Genomic DNA, 17,715 nt, shown 5'->3' with positions numbered 1-17,715 from the left:
CGCAGAGGGCGTTTTCGCGCGTACTTCCGAGGAGAGCTGTCTGGAGAAGCCGCCGTTCGGGAGGACGTCATGAACCGGATGACCGTCGCGCAAGCCGTCGTACGCTTCCTCGCCCACCAGTGGAGCGAGCGCGACGGCGTGGAGCGGAGGTTCTTCGGCGGCTGCGCCGGGATCTTCGGCCACGGCAACGTCGCCGGGCTCGGCCAGGCGCTGGCTACCACCACCGAGGACCTGCCCTACCACTTGAGCCGCAACGAGCAGGCCATGGTCCACACGGCCGCCGCCTACGCCCGCGCGAGCAACCGGCTGGCGACCCTGGCCTGCACCACGTCTATCGGCCCCGGCGCCACCAACATGATCACCGGTGCGGCGGGTGCGACGATCAACCGGCTGCCCGTGCTCCTGCTGCCCGGCGACATCTTCTCCACCCGCGTGGCCGGCCCGGTGCTGCAGGAGCTGGAGGACCAGCGCTCCTACGACATCTCGGTCAACGACTGCTTCAAGCCCGTCTCCCGCTACTGGGACCGGATCAACCGCCCCGAGCAGCTGCCGTCCGCGCTGCTGGCGGCCATGCGGGTGCTCACCGACCCGGCCGAGACCGGCGCGGTGACCCTCGCCCTGCCACAGGACGTGCAGGCGGAGGCGTACGACTGGCCGGAGGAGCTGTTCGCCCACCGGGTCTGGCACATCCCCCGGCCTCGGCCCGAGCGGGCCGCCTTGGCGCGCGCGGCGAAGAAGATCACATCAGCCAGGCGCCCGCTGATCGTCGCGGGCGGCGGCGCTATCTACAGCGAGGCCACGGAGCAGCTGCGGATCTTCGCCGAGACGTACGGCGTCCCGGTGGCCGAGACCCAGGCCGGCAAGGGCGCGCTCCCGTACGGACATCCGCTGGCCGTCGGCGCGATCGGCGCCACCGGCACCACGGCCGCCAACACGCTGGCCCGCGAGGCCGACCTGATCATCGGCGTCGGCACTCGCTACAGCGATTTCACCACGGCGTCGAGGAGCATCTTCGCCCCGGAGACCGCTTTCGTGAACCTCAACGTCACCGGCTTCGACGCCGCCAAGCTCTCCGGCCTGCAACTCGTCTGCGACGCCCGCGAGGGCCTGGCGGACCTGACCGAGGCGTGCGCGGGCTGGAGCGTCCCCACGTCGCGCCGGGAGCAGGTCGCCGAGCTGACGCGGGCGTGGGACGCGGCCGTGGACGCCGCGTACGCACTGGAGGGCTCCCCGCTGCCGCAGTCCGCGGTGATCGGCGCGGTCAACACGGCCGCCGGCGACGACGGCGTGGTGGTGTGCGCGGCCGGGTCGATGCCCGGCGACCTGCACAAGCTGTGGCGGCCGAGCGGTCCCGGCAGCTATCACGTCGAGTACGGCTACTCGTGCATGGGCTACGAGATCGCGGGCGGGCTGGGCGTCAAGATGGCGGTCCCGGAGCGGGAGGTGTTCGTGCTGGTGGGCGACGGCTCGTACCTGATGATGGCCCAGGAGCTCGTCACGGCGATCTCCGAGGGCATCAAACTGACCGTGATCCTGGTGGACAACTCCGGCTTCGCCTCGATCGGACGGCTGTCGGAGAGCGTCGGCGCCCAGCGGTTCGGCACCTGGTACGCCTACCGCGGCAGCGGCCGCTTCGACGGCGGCCCGCTGCCGGTCGACCTGGCCGCGAACGCGGCGAGCCTGGGCGCGTCCGTGCTGCGCGCGGAGTCGGTCTCCGACCTGCGCAAAGCCCTCGACACGACCCGCTCCGCGACCGAGACCACGGTCATCTACGTCCGCACCGACCCGCTGGCGGACGACGCGCCCTCCTCCGAGGCGTGGTGGGACGTGCCCGTGGCCCAGGTGGGGACGCCGAGCGCCGTCCGGGACGACTACGAGGCGAACAAACGCTCCCAGCACCCGCATCTCGCGCCGCCCGGGTGACCAGGGCGGGTGAGCGTCAAAGCCGCAGCTCCAGCTCCAACTCGTGCTTGATCGGGATGCCGTCCGACTCCGCCGGGATGCTCGGCTTGAGTGCTCTCGCCCGGTCCACGCCGTTCCGGTGCAGGGCCACCAGATCGAAGCCGTAGCGCTGGTAGAAGCGCAGGGCGTGGGTGTTGTCGCGCGTGGTGACCGTCGCGGTCGCCGTAGGTGATCACGCCGGCCGGTTCGCCGTCGATCTCCGCGATGAAGCCGGGCTGGGCGGTGGCGTCGATGAGCTCGCCGCGTCCCAGGGCCACCACTGTGGTCCCGCCCCAGCTGTCTTTCAGCACCTGGGACACCATGTCGAGATCATGCGGCTCGATGGGTCGTACGGAGAGCGTCATGACCACCATTATGTGACTTATGCGATGGGTGACATTTGACTGCTTCGGAACACTTGTCGACTGGCGGCACGGCATCCTCACCAGTGCCGAGCTGATCGCGCCCGGCCAGGGGGCGCGACTGCTGGAGGCGTACAACCGGCACGAGCACGCCGTGCAGGCCGAGTCGCCGACGCTCCGCTACCGCGACGTCCTGGCGGAGACGCTGCGCCGGGCGTGCGCCGAGGAGAAGGTGGAGCTCAATGCGGACGACGCGGACGTGTTGGCCGCGACGTTGCCGTACTGGCCGGTGTTCCCCGAGGTCGGCGCCGAGCTCGGGGCGGTGCGGGCGGCCGGCTGGAACCTGGGGCTGCTCACCAACTGCGACCGCGACCTCGTCGCCGGGACGTTGCGGCGGCTGCCCGTGCCGTTCGACGCGGTGGTCACGGCCGAGGACGCCCGCGACTACAAGCCGTCCAACGCGCACTTCGAGGTGTTCAGGCGCGCGCACGAGCCGTCGGCCTGGGTGCACGTGGCGCAGGGCTATTTCCACGACATGGTGCCCGCGCACCGGCTGGGCGTCCGCCGCGTGTGGATCAACCGGCTGGGCGAGCGGGCCCCGGACGAGACGATCATCCAGCGCGTGCTTCCCGACCTCCACGGCCTCCTCTCGGCCGTGCAGAACCTCTAGGCGCGCTGCTCCAGCACGTCCGCGATGCCCGCGAGGAACTTGTCCACTTCCGTGATCAAGTAGCCGGACCGGAACAGCACGGTGGAGAACTTCGCCTCCCGCACCTCCTTCGCCGTCAGCGGGAACTCGGTCGTGCCGCGTAACGTGGCCACGACGCGGTCGAGGAAGGCGTCGACCTCGTCCTCGTTGTAACCGGTCCCCATCCGGCCCGGGCGGAAGGCCACCCGTTCGACGCGGGCCGCCTGGGTCTCGAACCACTCCTCGCGCAGCAGCTCGCCGGTGGGCTCGGCCATGGCCAGCCGCACCGGCCGCTTGGCCTGGGTCTCCAGGGCCACCACGAAGGCCTCCAGGGCGAAGTCGACCGCGGTCTCCTGGTAGCCGCCGCGCTTGGCGCGGAACGTGGCCGCCCGCACCTCGTCCGCGGTGACGGGCTCCAAGGTGTGCGGGCCCCTGCCCAAGGTCGATTCGATGCGGCCTATCAGAGCGTCGACTTCCACGGGGTCATAGCCTGAACGCATACCCATGACGCGCGGAAAGCGGTTCAAGCTCACACTCCTCTTGGTTCCTGCTGGGGGTGCCTCCATTGTGAGGCTCTTTATCCCGGCAACGCGACCCGACATATACCGTTACACCACCATGCGTCTGTCCAAGATCTCATTTCGCTACCGAAGGCGTGGTCCCTTCGTCATCGAGGACGCTGACACCGAGCTCTCACCCGGTGACGTGATCGAGCTGACCGGTGTCAACGGGGCCGGCAAGTCGACCCTGTTACGGCTGCTGGCGGGGCTCGCCCGGCCGACGCAGGGCACGATCACCGGGCGTCCCGAGGTCGTCGGGTTCGCGCCGGACCGGTTCCCCACCGGCCAGCCGTTCACGGTCACGGCGTACCTGCGGCATATGTCCCGCATCCGGGGCGGCGCCCGCTGGGAGCCGTGGGCCGAGCGGCTCACCATGGGGCATCTCCTGGCCCTGCCGCTGGGCGAGCTGTCGAAGGGGAGCGCCCACAAGGTCGGCCTGGTGCAGGCGCTGATGGCCGAGCCGGGGCTGCTCATCCTGGACGAGCCGTTCGCCGGGCTGGACGCCGACACGCGGGACGTGCTGCCCTCGATCGCCGCCGAGGTGGCGGGGCGCGGCGGCATCGTCGTCGCCAGCGACCACCAGGGCGGCCTGCGCGGCCTGACGGCGCTGCGCCGCTGGTCCCTGATCGACGGCCACCTCAAGGAAGGCACGACAGCCCCGGCACCCGCCTCCCCCGCCGTCCCCACACAGACCGCAGGCCCCGCACAGACGCCCGCCACGATGACCCCGCACACGTCCGCCACCGTGCCCACCACCGGCACGCCACACACGCCCACCCTCACACCCGCCACGGGCAGGCCACACACGCCCGACCCCGCAGGCGCCACGTGCACGCCACCAACGCCGACCCTCACGCCCGCCACAGGCGCCGCCCACCCGGCGGCCGCTGGATCCGTACAGGCACCCGTCCCCACGCCCGCCACAGGCACTACACAGACATCCGCACACCCGCCCGCCGCCGGTTCCATGCAGACGCCCGCTCACGCGCGGGCGGTGAATGCCGCGCAGACGCCCGCCTCCGCCACTTCTTCTGCCGAGGGCGGTGCGGCCGGGCGGTCGCTGACCACTGTCGCCGTCACCCTGCCCGCCGACGACCTCCCGGAGTTCCTCGCGAGGATGCGCGACGAGGGCTACCGGACCCACGAGATCGAGGAGACCGGATGATCGCCCTGGCCACGTTCCGCCTGGCGGCGTACGTCCGCTCCCACCGGGTCTACCAGGCCGCCCTGCTCGCCCTGGCCATGCTGGCGATCCTGCACGGCAGCCGGGCCCCGCGCGGCGAGGAGGCCGGGGTGCTCACCGACACCGCCGTGCTGATCATCCCCATCCTGGCCTGGGCCGCGCGAAGCCTGCTCGACACCGAGCCCGACCAGCAGCGCGAGCTGTCCGCGGTGACCACGGGCGGCCGAGGCAGGGAACTGGCGGCCGGGCTGATGGCGGCGTTCACGACGTGCGCGGGGTTCGCCGGGATGGGGCTGGCCGCGTCGCTCCTGCTCGGAGTGAGCGCCACCCCCGAGCCCGCGGTGCTGGTCGCCGGGATCGCTCTGCACGCCCTTGCGGCGCTGACGGGAACCGCGCTCGGCGCGCTCACCAGCCGCGCGATCCTGCCTTCCCCGGCTCTGTCGATCATGAGCCTGGTGCTCGGCTTCCTGCTGATGCTGCTGCTGAGCGCCTCACCGCTCTACTGGCTCACGGTCCCGGTCGTGGTCTGGATGCGGGCCGCCAACGACGGCGAGCTGATCGGCCGCTTCCCCGAGCTGGCGGCCGTCTCACTGGCCTGGTGCCTGCTGGCCCTGACCCTCTACGCCTGGCGACGCCTCAGGCGGTGACCTGCTGCTCGGACCTACTCGGCCGCGGCGAGCTGCCCGCAGGCCCCGTCGATCTCGCGCCCGCGCGTGTCGCGTACGGTCACCGGCACGCCGTGGAACTGCAGCCGCCGTACGAACGCCCGCTCGTCCTCCGGCCGCGAGGCCGTCCACTTGGACCCGGGCGTCGGGTTGAGTGGGATCAGGTTGACGTGCACCAGTTTGTTCTTGACCAGCTTCCCGAGCAGGTCGGCCCGCCACTCGTGGTCGTTGATGTCCTTGATCAGGGCGTATTCGATCGAGACCCGCCGCTTGGTCTTCGCCGCGTACGCCCACGCGGCGTCGAGCACCTCGGCCACCTTCCACCGCGTGTTGATCGGCACCAGCGTGTCACGCAGCTCGTCGTCCGGCGCGTGCAGGGACAGCGCCAGCGTGACCGGCAGCCCCTCGTCGGCGAGCTTGCCGATGGCCGGCACCAGGCCGACGGTGGAGACCGTGACGCCGCGCGCGGAGATGCCCAGCCCGTGAGGGGCGGGCTCGACCAGGCGGCGGACGGCGCCGATCACCTGCTTGTAGTTGGCCAGCGGCTCGCCCATGCCCATGAACACGACGTTGCTGACCCGCCCGGGCCCGCCGGGCACCTCGCCGGCCGCCAGCGCCCGCGCCCCTGCCACGACCTGCTCGACGATCTCGGCGGTGGACATGTTGCGGGTGAGCCCGGCCTGGCCGGTGGCGCAGAACGGGCAGTTCATGCCGCAGCCCGCCTGCGACGACACGCACATCGTGACGCGGTCGGGGTAGCGCATGAGCACCGACTCCACCAGCGCGCCGTCGAACAACCGCCACAACGTCTTGCGCGTGGTGCCACCGTCGGTGGTCAGCTCTCTGACCGGGGTGAGCAGGGTCGGCAGGAGCGCGCCGAGCTTCTCGCGGGCGGACGCGGGCAGGTCAGTCATCGCGCCCACGTCGGTGGTGAGGCGCTCGAAGTAGTGGCGCGAGAGCTGGTCGGCGCGGAAGGCCTTCTCACCCAGCTCGGTCACCGCGGCCCGCCGGTCGGCCATCGACAGGTCGGCCAGGTGGCGGGCGGGCTTGGCCCGGCGCGGCGCGACGAAGGTGAGCTGACCTGGGGGCTGGGACACGTTACTGCCTTTGCTTGGAGTGTTGTCGACCAGGGTAGTGAACGTTCGGATCAGAGGTGGCATTCCTGGATGCGGGAGGTGGCGTCCCTGCTTGAGGTACCGCTCGCGTCAGGGTCGCCGCCGGATCTACAGTGCTCACGTATGGCGATTTTTCGGTCGGCATCTGGCGAGGGTGGCGCCGAGGTCGTCCTTGCCGCCGGCAACCCGTACGGGAGCCGGACGCTCGTGGTCGAGCGGGACGAGGACTCCTCGGTAGCTTACCTGTGCTCGCCCGACGGAACGGTCCACGGCGCCGTCTGGCTGGCCAACCACCGCCCGGCCCCCGCCGTCGTCGACCTGGCCAGGCTCAACGCCGGCCTGCCGCCGCTCATGCCCCGCGTCAACACCCTGCACCCGGACGGCCGCCGCCCGCTCGGGCAGCTCACCGCGCTGTGGTTCGAGGAGGGCGACGGGGTCGCACTTTACGAGGACGACGACCTGCTCGCGGTCATCCCCGGCTGGGCCGACATGAGCAGGGGCATGCCGGGGTACGCGCGTGACGCGGTGGGCGAGTCGCCGTTCGCCTGGGCGCTGTCGGAGGCGCTCGAGGGGCTGGAGCCCCGCATCGCCAACGCCGAGTCCTACTGGCGATGGCGGCACAGCGAGGGTTCGTGGCCGTCGTTCCAGCAGTTCGTGATGGGGCACCTCGACCGGGCGCTGGGTCCCGCCGGCAGATACTGGGACGCCAGCGGCGAGCGGCTGCCGACCGTCGGCATCACCGAGCGCCCGCCGCACGGCAAGCGCGACTTCACCGTGCTGTCCACGGTGGGCATGAGCTGCCAGCGCATGCCGACGGTGGAGCAGTGGATCGACAAGCCCGGCGCGTACGCCAGGATCGAGCTGGCCGTGGCCACCCGCGAGGACCCGCGGGACGCGGCGCTGCTGCTGGTGTGGCTGGCGCAATATCCGTGGCATTCGGTCACGTGGCTCGGCCACGGGCACACGGCGAAGTGGTATCACGAGCCCTCGACGTTCCCGCTGGGGCCGCAGTACTCAGGTGTGCTGATGCTGGCCGACGCCTCCCACATGCCTGACATGTCGGGATTCGCGTTCGGCGGCGAGATCGTCCGGTGGCTCTGGCTGACCCCCGTCACCCGGGAGGCGCTCGAAGCGCAACACCGCTAGAAGAACAGGGTCATCAGCAGCCAGACCGGAACCAGCGTGGTCACCAGCGAGTCGAGCCGGTCCATCAACCCGCCGTGGCCCGGCAGGATCGTGCCGAGGTCCTTGATGCCGAGATCCCGCTTGATCATCGACTCGATCAGGTCGCCCACGGTCGCCAGCAGCGCGGCCAGCGCGCCGATCAGCGCACCCTGCCAGAGCGCGCCCCCGAGGAGCCACGTCACCAGCCAGGCCCCGACCGCCGTGCACGCGACGAGCGACCCGGCGAAACCCTCCCAGGTCTTCTTCGGGCTGATGGCCGTCATCTGGTGCCTGCCGAACAGCACGCCCGCGACGTACCCGCCGATGTCGCTGGCCACAGTCACCGCGAGGAAGATCACCACCCGGTGGTCGCCGTCCTCGGCCCGCAGCAGCATGGCCGCGAACCCGGCCAGCAGCGTGGGATAGAACAGGATGAACACCGACGCCGCGGCGTCGCGTACGAAGCCTTCCGTGCCATCGCCGAACATCCGCCAGATCAGCAGCACGAACGCGAACACGGCGAACGCGGCCAGCAGCCAGAGCGGCCCGCCCCAGTACGCCGCCGCCTGCATCGCCACCAGGCCCGCCAGCACGGGCACGGCGGGCACCTTGATGTCCCGCGTGGCGAATGCCTTGGTCAGCTCCAGCACGCCGACACCCACGGCGCCCACGATCACCAGGAGGAACAGCTCCTTGATCGTGTAGAGCGAGCCCAGCGCGAGTGCGCCCATTGCCACGCCGACGGCGATCGCGGCAGGCAGGTTCCTTCCGGTACGGCTGCCGCCGCTCGAGCTGGTGCCAGCCGTACGTTCTTCCACAGAGTTCTCCAAGAGAGCCACGGCCCCCGCCGCCGGGGCGAGGGCCGGGCGCGTGCCGCTCAGACCTCGAGCAGCTCGGCTTCCTTGTGCTTGAGCAGCTCGTCGACCTTGGCGACGTGCTTCTGGGTGATGTCGTCGAGCTCCTTCTCGGCCCGCCTCACCTCGTCCTCACCAGCGTCGCCATCCTTGATCATCTTGTCGAGGATCTCCTTGGCGGACCGGCGGATGTTGCGGATCGAGACCTTGGCGTGCTCGCCCTTGTTCCTGGCGACCTTGATGTATTCCTTGCGGCGCTCCTCGGACAGCTCCGGGAACGTCACGCGGATCACCTGGCCGTCGTCGGTCGGGTTGACGCCTAGGTCGGAGTCGCGGATGGCCTTCTCGATGGCGCCCATCGAACTCTTGTCGTAGGGCTGGATCAACACCATGCGGGCCTCGGGCACGTGGAACGACGCCAGCTGCTGGATCGGCGTCGGCGTGCCGTAGTATTCGGCGTTGATCTTGTTGAACATCGATGGCGTGACCCTGCCCGTCCGGATGCTCGCGAAGTCCTCCTTCGCGACCGAGACGGCCTTGTCCATCTTTTCCTCGGCTTCGAGGAGGGTTTCGTCGATCACAGCGGCTCCCTGTCGTCTTCTAGCTGGCGGTGTCGGGCTCGCTCCGTCATTTCCCTGCGGGACTCACCAGCGTGCCGATTTTCTCACCGCGGACCGCTCGCAGGATGTTGCCCTCGCCCATGAGGTCGAAGACCACGATCGGCAGATCGTTGTCCTTGCACAGGCTGATCGCGGTGGCGTCCATGACCGCGAGGTCGCGCAGCAGCACCTCGCCGTAGTCGAGGTGGTCGAATCTGACCGCGTCCGGGTTTTTCCGCGGGTCCGAGTCGTAGATGCCGTCCACCTGCGTGCCCTTGAGCAGCGCCTCGGCGCCGATCTCCAGGGCGCGCTGGGACGCCGCGGTGTCGGTGGAGAAGAACGGCGAGCCGAGCCCGGCGCCGAAGATCACCACGCGACCCTTCTCCAGGTGCCTGATGGCACGGCGCGGCAGGAACGGCTCGGCGACCTGCTGCATGGTGATGGCGGTCTGCACGCGTGTCTCGACGCCCCGCCGTTCGAGGAAGTCCTGAAGGGCCAGGCAGTTGATGACCGTGCCCAGCATGCCCATGTAGTCGGCCCTGGCACGGTCGATGCCGCCCTGCGACAACGTGGCGCCGCGGAACATGTTGCCGCCGCCGACCACGACGGCGACCTGTACGCCCTCCCTGACCGCCTCGGCGATCGAGTCGGCCAGGTGATCGACGACCACCGGGTCGATGCCCAGTGGCTCTCTGCCGGCGAACGCCTCGCCCGACAGCTTCAGCATCACCCGCTTCCACCTCAGGTGGTTGAGCGGATTTTGGGACGAGGAAGCCGCCGTCCGCGTGGATTCGTGGGCTGACTCCCGATGGTCCTGCACGGCGGCGGCCTCCTTCATTCGGTGGATCGTTGGGCTGGTGGCTTGCCTAAGCCTAAGCCTGACCGACCTTGAAGCGGACAAAGGCGAGGACCTCGACGCCGTTCTCCTCGGCGTACTTGCCGACGCTCTTCTTGTTGTCCTTGACGAACGCCTGCTGGAGCAGCGTGAAGTCCTTGTACCAGCCGTTGACCCGGCCCTCGACGATCTTGCCGATGGCGGCCTCGGGCTTGCCCTCCTCGCGGGTCATCTCCTCGAAGAGCTTGCGCTCCTTCTCGACGACCTCGGCCGGCACGGAGTCGGCCTTGAGGTACTGCGGCGCCATGGCCGCGGCGTGCTGCGCGATGTCCTTGGCGACGTCGGCGTTCGGCTTGTCCAGCTGGACCAGCACGCCGACCGCAGGGGGCAGCGCGGGGTCGGTCTTGTGCATGTACGCACCGATGTAGCCGCCCTCGAGCACCGCGAAGCGGCGGATCTCGATCTTCTCGCCCAGCGCGGCGTTGGCCTCGTCGAGGTGCTGCTTGACGGACTTGCCGTCGAAGGAGGACTCCAGCAGCGCCGCCACGTCGGCGGGCTTGGTCTCCAGGACGTGCGCGACCACCTGGCCGGCCAGCTCCTGGAAGCGCTCGCCCTTGGCGACGAAGTCGGTCTCGCAGTTGAGCTCCAGCAGCGCGGCGGAGGAGTCGCCGTCCTGCTTGAGCGCGACGAGGCCGTTGGAGGCGGTGCGGGCCTCGCGCTTGCCCACGTCCTTGGCGCCCTTGAGGCGCAGCAGCTCGATGGCGCGGTCGAAGTCGCCCTCGGCCTCCTCGAGCGCCTTCTTGCAGTCCATCATGCCGGCAGCGGTGATCTCGCGAAGCCGCTTGACGTCGGCCATGTTCACGGAAGCCATTGCTCTTTTTCCTCGTGGGATTTCGTCGTCGTCGTGGATCGGGTGGGCGTCCGGGGATCCGGTCGCCCACCCTTGGTCGGTACGGCAGGCGTGTGCCGTACAGGAGCCTTGTCGTGCTCGGGGCTCGGGTGGGCTTGCCGCTGCTCCGCTGGCATACTGCCCAGCCTCGCCGCGGCCTACCATCCAACCTCGGCCACCACCTCACGGCCTACCGGCCCGATCGCCACCCGGCCTACCGGCCGCCTGACCTTGATCGCCGCCTAGCCCCGGTCGCCGCCCGGGCTCGGGTCGCCGCCCGGTTCGGGTCGCCGTCTCGCCCCGGTCACCCGCCCCGCCTCAGCGGGGCACGGTCACCCTTGGCTCGGCCGCCGCCACACCGCCTTGGCCTGGCTTACCGCCTGACCGTGGCGCCGGATGGCCCGGCTCGCCGTGCCCGGCACGGTCGTTTGCCCAGTCCGGACGCGTACCTTGCCCGTCACTGCGCCGACCGGCCAGGCCGTCGGTGATGCGCCTCTGTTCAGATGTCGTCCCGAGCAGTGGCGACGGCGGGGTCGCCGTCGCCGTGGGGTCAGGCCTGCTGCTCGGTCTCGCCCTCGGCGGCGGCCTCGACCGGAGCAGTCTCCTCGGCGGCGGCCTCAGCCGGAGCGGAAGCCTCAGCCGGAGCGGCGGCCTCGGCGGGAGCGGCGGCCTCGGCGGGAGCGGCCTCGTCAGCCGCACGCTCGCCGGTGCCCTGCTCGATGAGCTCGCGCTCCCACTCGGCCAGCGGCTCGGCGGCGGCCGGCTTCTCGTCGCCGCGGGCGGCGCCGGAGCGAGCCATCAGACCGGCGGCGACACCGTCGGCGACGACCCTGGTGAGCAGGCCGACGGCGCGGATGGCGTCGTCGTTGCCCGGGATCGGGTAGTCGACCTCGTCGGGGTCGCAGTTGGTGTCGAGGATCGCGACGACAGGGATGCCGAGCTTCTTGGCCTCGCTGATCGCGATGTGCTCCTTCTTGGTGTCGACGACCCACACCGCGCTGGGCACGCGGCCCATGTCACGGATGCCGCCGAGCGTGCGCTCGAGCTTGTCCTTCTCGCGACGGCGCATGAGGAGCTCCTTCTTGGTGAGCCCCGAGCCCGCGACGTTGTCGAAGTCGAGCTCCTCGAGCTCCTTCAGCCGCTGAAGCCTCTTGTGCACGGTGGAGAAGTTGGTGAGCATGCCACCCAGCCAGCGCTGGTTGACGTAGGGCATGCCGACTCGGGCGGCCTGCTCGGAGATGGCCTCCTGAGCCTGCTTCTTCGTGCCGATGAACAGGATCGTGCCGCCGTGGGCGACGGTCTCCTTCACGAAGTCGTAGGCGCGGTCGATGTAGGAGAGCGACTTCTGCAGGTCGATGATGTAGATGCCGTTGCGCTCGGTGAAGATGAAGCGCTTCATCTTCGGGTTCCAGCGCCGGGTCTGGTGACCGAAGTGAACGCCGCTCTCGAGCAGCTGTCGCATGGTGACGACGGGGGCCATCTGCTGGTCCTCCAGGTCTGGGCGCCCTGCGGATGGGCGCGGTTCTCGGTTGTGCCGCGGCAGCACGCGGGCTGCCGCCCTGATGCCCCGAACCCGCTCCAGCCGGGCGATGAGCCCGGACCGATGGTGCGGTCCGCAGTGGGGCATGCGAAGTCGGCCAGTGGTCACAGGCCATCGAAAAGTCTACCTCCCACACCGCCCCAGCCTGACCGTCTGAGGTCAAACGGACATCCAGTCCCGCCCGTCACCACGCCAGGATCATCGGAGCTCCGCCCTGAGGCCGTTCCCTCCCAACCCCAGCCCCCGCCCGGAGACCTTGGCCACGCACCCGCACGACGCCATAAGCGCGCCATCCCCACCACTGCTACGCCCACAAACATCACCGTCAGGACCACTGCACAGGACCGAGGACATCACCGCCACGACCCACCGCACAAGACCGGAGACACCATCGCCACGACCCACTGCACGAGATGGGCGACGCCACCATCACCACCCACCCGCACGGCCACAGACACCCACCGTCACCGCTCCCGCAAAGGCGCCGAAAACACCACGCTCACGATTCGAGGGTCACCCCGGTGGATCATGGTCCTCGGTCGGCAACCCCGGCACCGGCCGCTTCGCGACCGGGAACAGGTTGACCTGCGCCTCGGCGATCCTGGCCCCGTTCGGCGCGTCCTCCTCGCTACGACGCCGGGCGACGTACGGCTCGATCAACTCCCTGATCGCCTCGTTGAGCCGGGCCATCTCCTCGGCGTCGACCCTGATCCGGACACGGTTGAAGACGGTCGCATCGCGCCACTCCTCCGGCTCCCTGTCGAGCTCGGTCAGCGCCCGCTCGGCCTCCTCGTTGGCCTCCCGCCGGAACGCCAGCATGAGCGACACCTTGGCATCCCGGACCTCGGGCCGGTCGTCGGCCCGGATCCCGACGCTGAGCGGCCGGTCCACGGGTCGCCACAGCCGCTCCCTGCCGTCGCCCCGGGGCGGCGCGTCCTCGACGAAGCCGTACTTCGCCAGCATCCGCAGGTGGTAGCTGGCGGCACTGGGGGTGATGCCGGCGATCTCCGCCACCTCCGTGGCGGTGGCGCTGCCCTCGACGCCCAGCCTGTTCAGGATCATCAGCCGCGCCGGGTGGGCCAGCGCCCGCATCGCCTTGGGGTCACTCAGCCCGTCGCTGTCCCGAGTCATGCGCCAAAGGTACCGCCCAGATGTGAAACATTGCCTTCAGAACTATGAAGGGATACCTTCATAATTTATGAAGCATTTCCTTCATAACTACTCCCCTGTCGCCGTCGCCGAGCCCCCTCCGTCGTCCCCCCTCCACAAGCAGCGCGACTACCGCCTGCTGTGGACGGCCCGCACGATCTCGATCACCGGCTCGGAGGTGTCCAAGCTCGCCATCCCCCTGACCGCGGTGACCATGCTGACCGCTTCTCCCTCCGAGATGGGAATGCTGACGGCTGCCGCATCGGTGCCCGCCCTCCTGTTCGGCCTGCAGTCGGGCGCGATAGCGGACCGGCTCACGCGGCACCGCCCACTGATGATCGCGTGCGAGCTCGTCTCCTGCGCGGCCGCCGTCCTGGTCCCCGTGGCCTGGCTCCTCGGGATCCTCAACGTCATATGGCTGATCATCGTGGCCCTGGTGATCGGCTCGGCCGGAGTGCTCTTCAGGGCGGCGAACTTCCCGCACCTGGCGGCAGTCGTACCACCGGCGCAGCGCACCGAGGCGATGGCCGGATTCCACGCCTCCCACTCGGTCGCCTCGGTCGGCGGCCCCAGCCTGGCTGGCCTCCTGGTGCAGATCCTCACGGCCCCGCTGGCCGTCCTGGCGCAGGCGCTGACGTTCCTGACGTCCGCCCTGCTCCTGCGCGCCATCCGCACCCCTGAGAGGAACGAGCCTGCCCCTTCCCGGGGCATGTGGCGCGACATCATGACGGGCCTGCGAGCCTGCATCACTCACCCGGTGCTCCGCGCACTCCTGGCCGCGGGCGTCACGATCAACTTCTTCGCCATGGCGTACACGGCGGTCTACATGCTGTACATGGTGAACACCCTCGGCATCCCCAAGGGCATGATCGGCCTCCTCATCGCCCTGGGCGGCATCGGCGGCGTCCTGGGCGCCTGGGTGACGGCCCGCCTGGCGAAGCGCTACGGCGAGAACCGCATCCTGCTGGTGGCGGTGTTGTTCTTCCCCATCGAAATCTTGGCGGTAGGCCTCGTGAGCGGCCCTCTTTGGTGGAAGCTCTCCGTCCTGTCGATCACGGGTGCCGTCACAGGCGGCATCGTGGTGGCCTTCGCCACCTGCATGGGTACGATCACCCTCCGCGAGACGCCCCCAGAGCTCCGCGCCCGCGTGGACTCCACCACGACCTTCGCGGTCCAGGGCGTCCTGGCCTTGGGCGGCCTGGCGGGAGGTGTGGCCGCCGACTTCCTGGGCCTCCGCCCTGTGATCCTCATCTGCGCCGCCGGCATGGCTCTGAGCACCCTCTGGATCTGGACCTCTCCCCTACGCCCTCACCGTCTGCGCCCCCAACTCCACCATCGTCCCCCAGCCCCATCGTCCCTCCCACTTGTGGACCATCTCCTGATCTCGAAACGCAACCGCTGGCCCTGACGGACTCACTGTCCACAGGGCACCCCCCCACAGCGCGCCCCTATCAACAGAACGGCGCTCGGCCCAACACCGACCCGGTCGCCCCGGCCAGACTCCGCTCATGGAATCCCGGACCGCCCTGCTGGCCCTCGTCCTCGCGATCGCCCTCGTCCCCCTCACTGCTCCTTCAGCAAGGGCCTCCCCTGACGAGTGGCGCTGGCCGCTGGACGGCCACCCCCGGATCCTCCGCCGCTTCACCCCACCGCCAGAGCCCTGGCTAGCCGGTCACCGCGGCGTCGACCTGGCGGCTCCTGCATCCGCCCGGGTTCTGGCGGCAGGCGCCGGCACGGTGCGCTTCGCCGGCCTTGTGGCGGGGAAGGGCGTGGTCACCGTCGACCACGAGGGCGGCCTGCGGACGACCTACATGCCGGTCACCGCATCGGTGAAACGAGGCCAGCAGGTCATCCCAGGAGCCGAACTAGGCGTCCTGGAGCCATCAGCCCACCATTGCCAGGAGTCCTGCCTGCACTGGGGCCTCCTACGCGAGAGGCGCTACCTGAACCCCCTACTCCTCCTGGGCCACGCCCCCATCCGCCTGCTCCCTTTCTGGCCACCCGCCCCAGTACCGGCAATCCCTCCATCACCGCCGCACAATCCATGGCCAGCACCAGCGGCAGCGGCGGCTCCAGCAGCAGCGGCGCCGCTGGAGGCAGCAGCAACAGTGCCAGCGCCGGCATCATCAGCGGCGCCAGCTCCGCCGCTGGCGACATCAGCAACGGCAGCCCCGCTGCCAACATCACTGGCAATCGCAAAGGCAACCACAACCGCAATCGCATGGGCATGGACAACGGCACCCGCGCCCACACCAGCACCAGCACCCATAACGTCACCGGCAACGGCACCCTCAACTGCACCCGCAACGGCAGCCGCAACGGCACCCGCAACGGCAACGGCAACGGCAACGGCAACGGCAACGGCAACGGCAACGGCGGGACCCCATCTCACGGCAGCCATGGGACGCAAGCCAGCCTCCCCCACCACCTCGTCCAGCCCTCTGAGCGGCTACCTCACGACCGCCTCAACCTCGCCCCTTCCAGCACCCACAATCGGCCTGGCCATCGCTCTGCTGGGAACGCTCCTCCTGCTCACCGCCCTGCACCAACGACGACGCCGCCACCGTCGATCCCAACGGCATGAGGATCGCCCACGAAGAGGCCAGCACCGCAAACAGCGGGGACGACGCCGCAGCCGCCGCGGCTCAGATCCCCGCAGGGGGCAACGCTCCGCACCCTGAGCCTCCGCCCCCGGGACGGCCTGAACCCGCGATGACCCAACCCGACCCAACCCCGCCATGGAGGCGCCTGTCCCAGAAGAACGGAGGAGCTTCAAGCCCTCGGATGAGCCTGCTTGTACGCGGCGCGCAGTCGTTCGATCGAGACATGGGTGTAGATCTGTGTGCTGTTCAAGGACGCGTGCCCAAGAAGCTCCTGAACACTTCGAAGATCCGCGCCGCCCTCGAGCAGATGGGTGGCCGCGGTGTGCCGCAATCCATGCGGCCCCATGTCGGGTGTCCCTTCCACCTGCGCCAACCGAGCATGGACCACCCGTCGTACGGTCCCCGCATCAATGCGCCCACCACGCACCCCGAGGAAGAGCGCCGGCCCCGACCCCGCCCGCACCCACAGCGGCCGACCGAAGATGCACCACCTGTCCAGCGCACGGAGGGCAGGCAGCCCGAACGGCACCGACCGTTCTTTGCGCCCCTTGCCCATCACCCTGATGACGTGCCGGTCGCGGTCCACGTCATCGACATCAAGCGCGCACAGCTCGCTCACCCGCACGCCGGTCGCGTACAGCAGCTCGATGAGAGCCTGATCCCGCAGTTCCTTGGGCTCCGCGGTGGCGGGCGCGTCCAGGACGGCCTGCGCCTGCTCCTGATCGAGTACGGAGGGCAGGGTACGAGGCGCCTTGGCGCTCCCGAACAGCAGTCCGGGGTCCACCGGCAGCCAGCCTCGCCGATGGCAGAAGGCGGTGAACGTACGAGCGCAGGCGGCCCTGCGCGCCAGAGTGGCCCGGGCCTTCCCCGCCCCGTGCTGATCGGCCAGCCACTCTCTGAGCGTCCTGATGTCCAGCCCTTCGATCGGCCCGTTCAGGTGATCGAGAAGAGAGGCGACATCGGTCAAATAGGCCCTAACCGTGTGCGGGGAAAGATCGCGTTCGACCCGGAGATGCCGCCCGAACTCGGCCACCACCTCATCCCTGCCCACAAGTCCTCCCGTCCTGCACCTCCACCCACCACGATCGTGCCACCCCGGCCCAAACCCAAACACCTCAGCGGAAACAACTCTGTCCTGACGGCCCCCGGCAAACAAGCCGAATCCCGCAACCTCCCAGCCGACGCCCGCCGGAAATGGTGACGGCCACCGCATGGTCCTCCGAGGGCCTGAAGTGATTCGAAGGAACATCGAGCGGTGGCCGCGGACACAGTCTGTCCTGTGCGCGAGGTTCCGACGAGCCGATCGAAAACCAGTGACCCCTACTTTGCCGCGCCACCCTCCCGTACTGACGCCCCTCCGTAACGCCGTCCACCACCACAGGCCCTCGAGCGTGGCGCGTGGACGGGGAACACCGCCGCCATAGCTCCCCACCACAGCACCACAGCACGCCCCCACACAGGTGCCCTACCACTCCGGAGCTCGCACTCGCCCGACCAGTCAGCCGCATACTCTTCCGGGCCGTGTTTTCGCCCGCGCAGGCGACGCTCACCCACACTTCATTCCCGGC

General features: G+C 69.8%; 17 protein-coding genes and 1 pseudogene. 9 read left to right on the top strand and 9 right to left on the bottom strand.

The window, feature by feature from the left end; all coding sequences use genetic code 11:
- Positions 1–78: 78 nt before the first annotated feature.
- The 3 genes from iolD (at position 79) to ID574_RS22060 (ending at position 2,973) form a co-directional block, all read left to right on the top strand.
- Entirely contained in the window at positions 79–1,923 is a 1,845-nt protein-coding gene (iolD, locus tag ID574_RS22070; RefSeq protein ID WP_188190910.1) for a 3D-(3,5/4)-trihydroxycyclohexane-1,2-dione acylhydrolase (decyclizing), read from the top strand.
- 182 nt (positions 1,924–2,105) lie between these two features.
- Positions 2,106–2,345 (top strand): hypothetical protein, encoded by a 240-nt coding sequence (locus tag ID574_RS22065; RefSeq protein ID WP_188190807.1) that lies wholly within the window; start codon positions 2,106–2,108, stop codon positions 2,343–2,345.
- Complete coding sequence (locus tag ID574_RS22060) at positions 2,326–2,973, top strand: HAD family hydrolase (protein WP_223166940.1); 648 nt, start codon at positions 2,326–2,328, stop codon at positions 2,971–2,973. Before ID574_RS22065 ends, ID574_RS22060 begins: the two co-directional genes overlap by 20 nt.
- Here the strand turns inward: ID574_RS22060 and ID574_RS22055 are convergent.
- Positions 2,970–3,470 carry a DivIVA domain-containing protein gene (locus ID574_RS22055; protein WP_188190806.1) on the bottom strand — a complete coding sequence of 167 codons (501 nt, stop codon included), beginning with the start codon at positions 3,468–3,470 and terminating at the stop codon, positions 2,970–2,972. The genes ID574_RS22060 and ID574_RS22055 overlap by 4 nt on opposite strands.
- A 139-nt stretch (positions 3,471–3,609) precedes the next feature.
- On the opposite strand from ID574_RS22055, the gene ID574_RS61670 reads away from it, so the two are divergent.
- Positions 3,610–4,716: an ABC transporter ATP-binding protein gene (locus ID574_RS61670; RefSeq protein WP_262496032.1), complete on the top strand. Its 1,107-nt coding sequence runs from the start codon at positions 3,610–3,612 to the stop codon at positions 4,714–4,716.
- A complete protein-coding gene (locus ID574_RS22045) occupies positions 4,713–5,381 on the top strand; it encodes a hypothetical protein (RefSeq protein WP_188190805.1) in 669 nt (222 codons plus the stop codon). Before ID574_RS61670 ends, ID574_RS22045 begins: the two co-directional genes overlap by 4 nt.
- Before the next feature lie 14 nt (positions 5,382–5,395).
- Here the strand turns inward: ID574_RS22045 and rlmN are convergent, their stop codons facing one another.
- Positions 5,396–6,496, bottom strand: a complete 1,101-nt coding sequence (rlmN, locus tag ID574_RS22040; protein WP_188190804.1) for a dual-specificity RNA methyltransferase RlmN — start codon at positions 6,494–6,496, stop codon at positions 5,396–5,398.
- A gap of 141 nt (positions 6,497–6,637) precedes the next feature.
- On the opposite strand from rlmN, the gene ID574_RS22035 reads away from it, so the two are divergent.
- On the top strand, positions 6,638–7,660 hold the full coding sequence (locus tag ID574_RS22035; RefSeq protein WP_188190803.1) for a suppressor of fused domain protein: 1,023 nt from the start codon (positions 6,638–6,640) through the stop codon (positions 7,658–7,660).
- Here the strand turns inward: ID574_RS22035 and ID574_RS22030 are convergent.
- From ID574_RS22030 to ID574_RS22005, 6 genes are all read right to left on the bottom strand, one after another.
- Entirely contained in the window at positions 7,657–8,496 is an 840-nt protein-coding gene (locus ID574_RS22030) for a phosphatidate cytidylyltransferase (protein WP_188190802.1), read from the bottom strand. The two genes, ID574_RS22035 and ID574_RS22030, sit on opposite strands and share 4 nt — an antisense overlap.
- 59 nt (positions 8,497–8,555) lie before the next feature.
- The gene (gene frr / locus ID574_RS22025; protein WP_188190801.1) at positions 8,556–9,113 is read right to left on the bottom strand and encodes a ribosome recycling factor; all 558 of its coding nucleotides are present in this window, start codon (positions 9,111–9,113) and stop codon (positions 8,556–8,558) included.
- A gap of 46 nt (positions 9,114–9,159) precedes the next feature.
- Positions 9,160–9,858, bottom strand: coding sequence for a UMP kinase (gene pyrH / locus ID574_RS22020; protein ID WP_223166967.1), 699 nt, complete (start codon positions 9,856–9,858; stop codon positions 9,160–9,162).
- Positions 9,859–10,003: 145 nt separating this feature from the next.
- Positions 10,004–10,837: a translation elongation factor Ts gene (gene tsf, locus ID574_RS22015; RefSeq protein WP_188190800.1), complete on the bottom strand. Its 834-nt coding sequence runs from the start codon at positions 10,835–10,837 to the stop codon at positions 10,004–10,006.
- 568 nt (positions 10,838–11,405) lie between these two features.
- Positions 11,406–12,335: a 30S ribosomal protein S2 gene (gene rpsB / locus ID574_RS22010; protein WP_188190799.1), complete on the bottom strand. Its 930-nt coding sequence runs from the start codon at positions 12,333–12,335 to the stop codon at positions 11,406–11,408.
- Between the two features lie 573 nt (positions 12,336–12,908).
- Positions 12,909–13,526, bottom strand: a complete 618-nt coding sequence (locus tag ID574_RS22005; RefSeq protein ID WP_188190798.1) for a helix-turn-helix domain-containing protein — start codon at positions 13,524–13,526, stop codon at positions 12,909–12,911.
- A gap of 67 nt (positions 13,527–13,593) precedes the next feature.
- Here ID574_RS22005 and ID574_RS22000 point away from each other — a divergent pair, with 67 nt between their 5' ends.
- The 3 genes and pseudogenes from ID574_RS22000 (at position 13,594) to ID574_RS59940 (ending at position 16,128) form a co-directional block, all read left to right on the top strand.
- Positions 13,594–14,952 carry an MFS transporter gene (locus ID574_RS22000; protein ID WP_188190797.1) on the top strand — a complete coding sequence of 453 codons (1,359 nt, stop codon included), beginning with the start codon at positions 13,594–13,596 and terminating at the stop codon, positions 14,950–14,952.
- A 100-nt stretch (positions 14,953–15,052) separates the two neighbouring features.
- Positions 15,053–15,484: pseudogene (locus ID574_RS62850) on the top strand (murein hydrolase activator EnvC family protein); the annotation flags it as partial.
- 104 nt (positions 15,485–15,588) lie between these two features.
- Entirely contained in the window at positions 15,589–16,128 is a 540-nt protein-coding gene (locus tag ID574_RS59940; protein ID WP_223166969.1) for a hypothetical protein, read from the top strand.
- 188 nt (positions 16,129–16,316) lie between these two features.
- On the opposite strand, the gene ID574_RS21990 is transcribed toward ID574_RS59940, so the two are convergent.
- Positions 16,317–17,198, bottom strand: coding sequence for a tyrosine recombinase XerC (locus ID574_RS21990; RefSeq protein ID WP_223166939.1), 882 nt, complete (start codon positions 17,196–17,198; stop codon positions 16,317–16,319).
- Between the last annotated feature and the right edge of the window lie 517 nt (positions 17,199–17,715).

Source organism: Nonomuraea sp. SYSU D8015, assembly GCF_008065375.1.
In the GTDB taxonomy this organism is placed as follows: domain Bacteria; phylum Actinomycetota; class Actinomycetes; order Streptosporangiales; family Streptosporangiaceae; genus Nonomuraea.
Note: the sequence above shows the minus strand (reverse complement) of the source record. Positions and strands in the feature narration are given on the sequence as shown.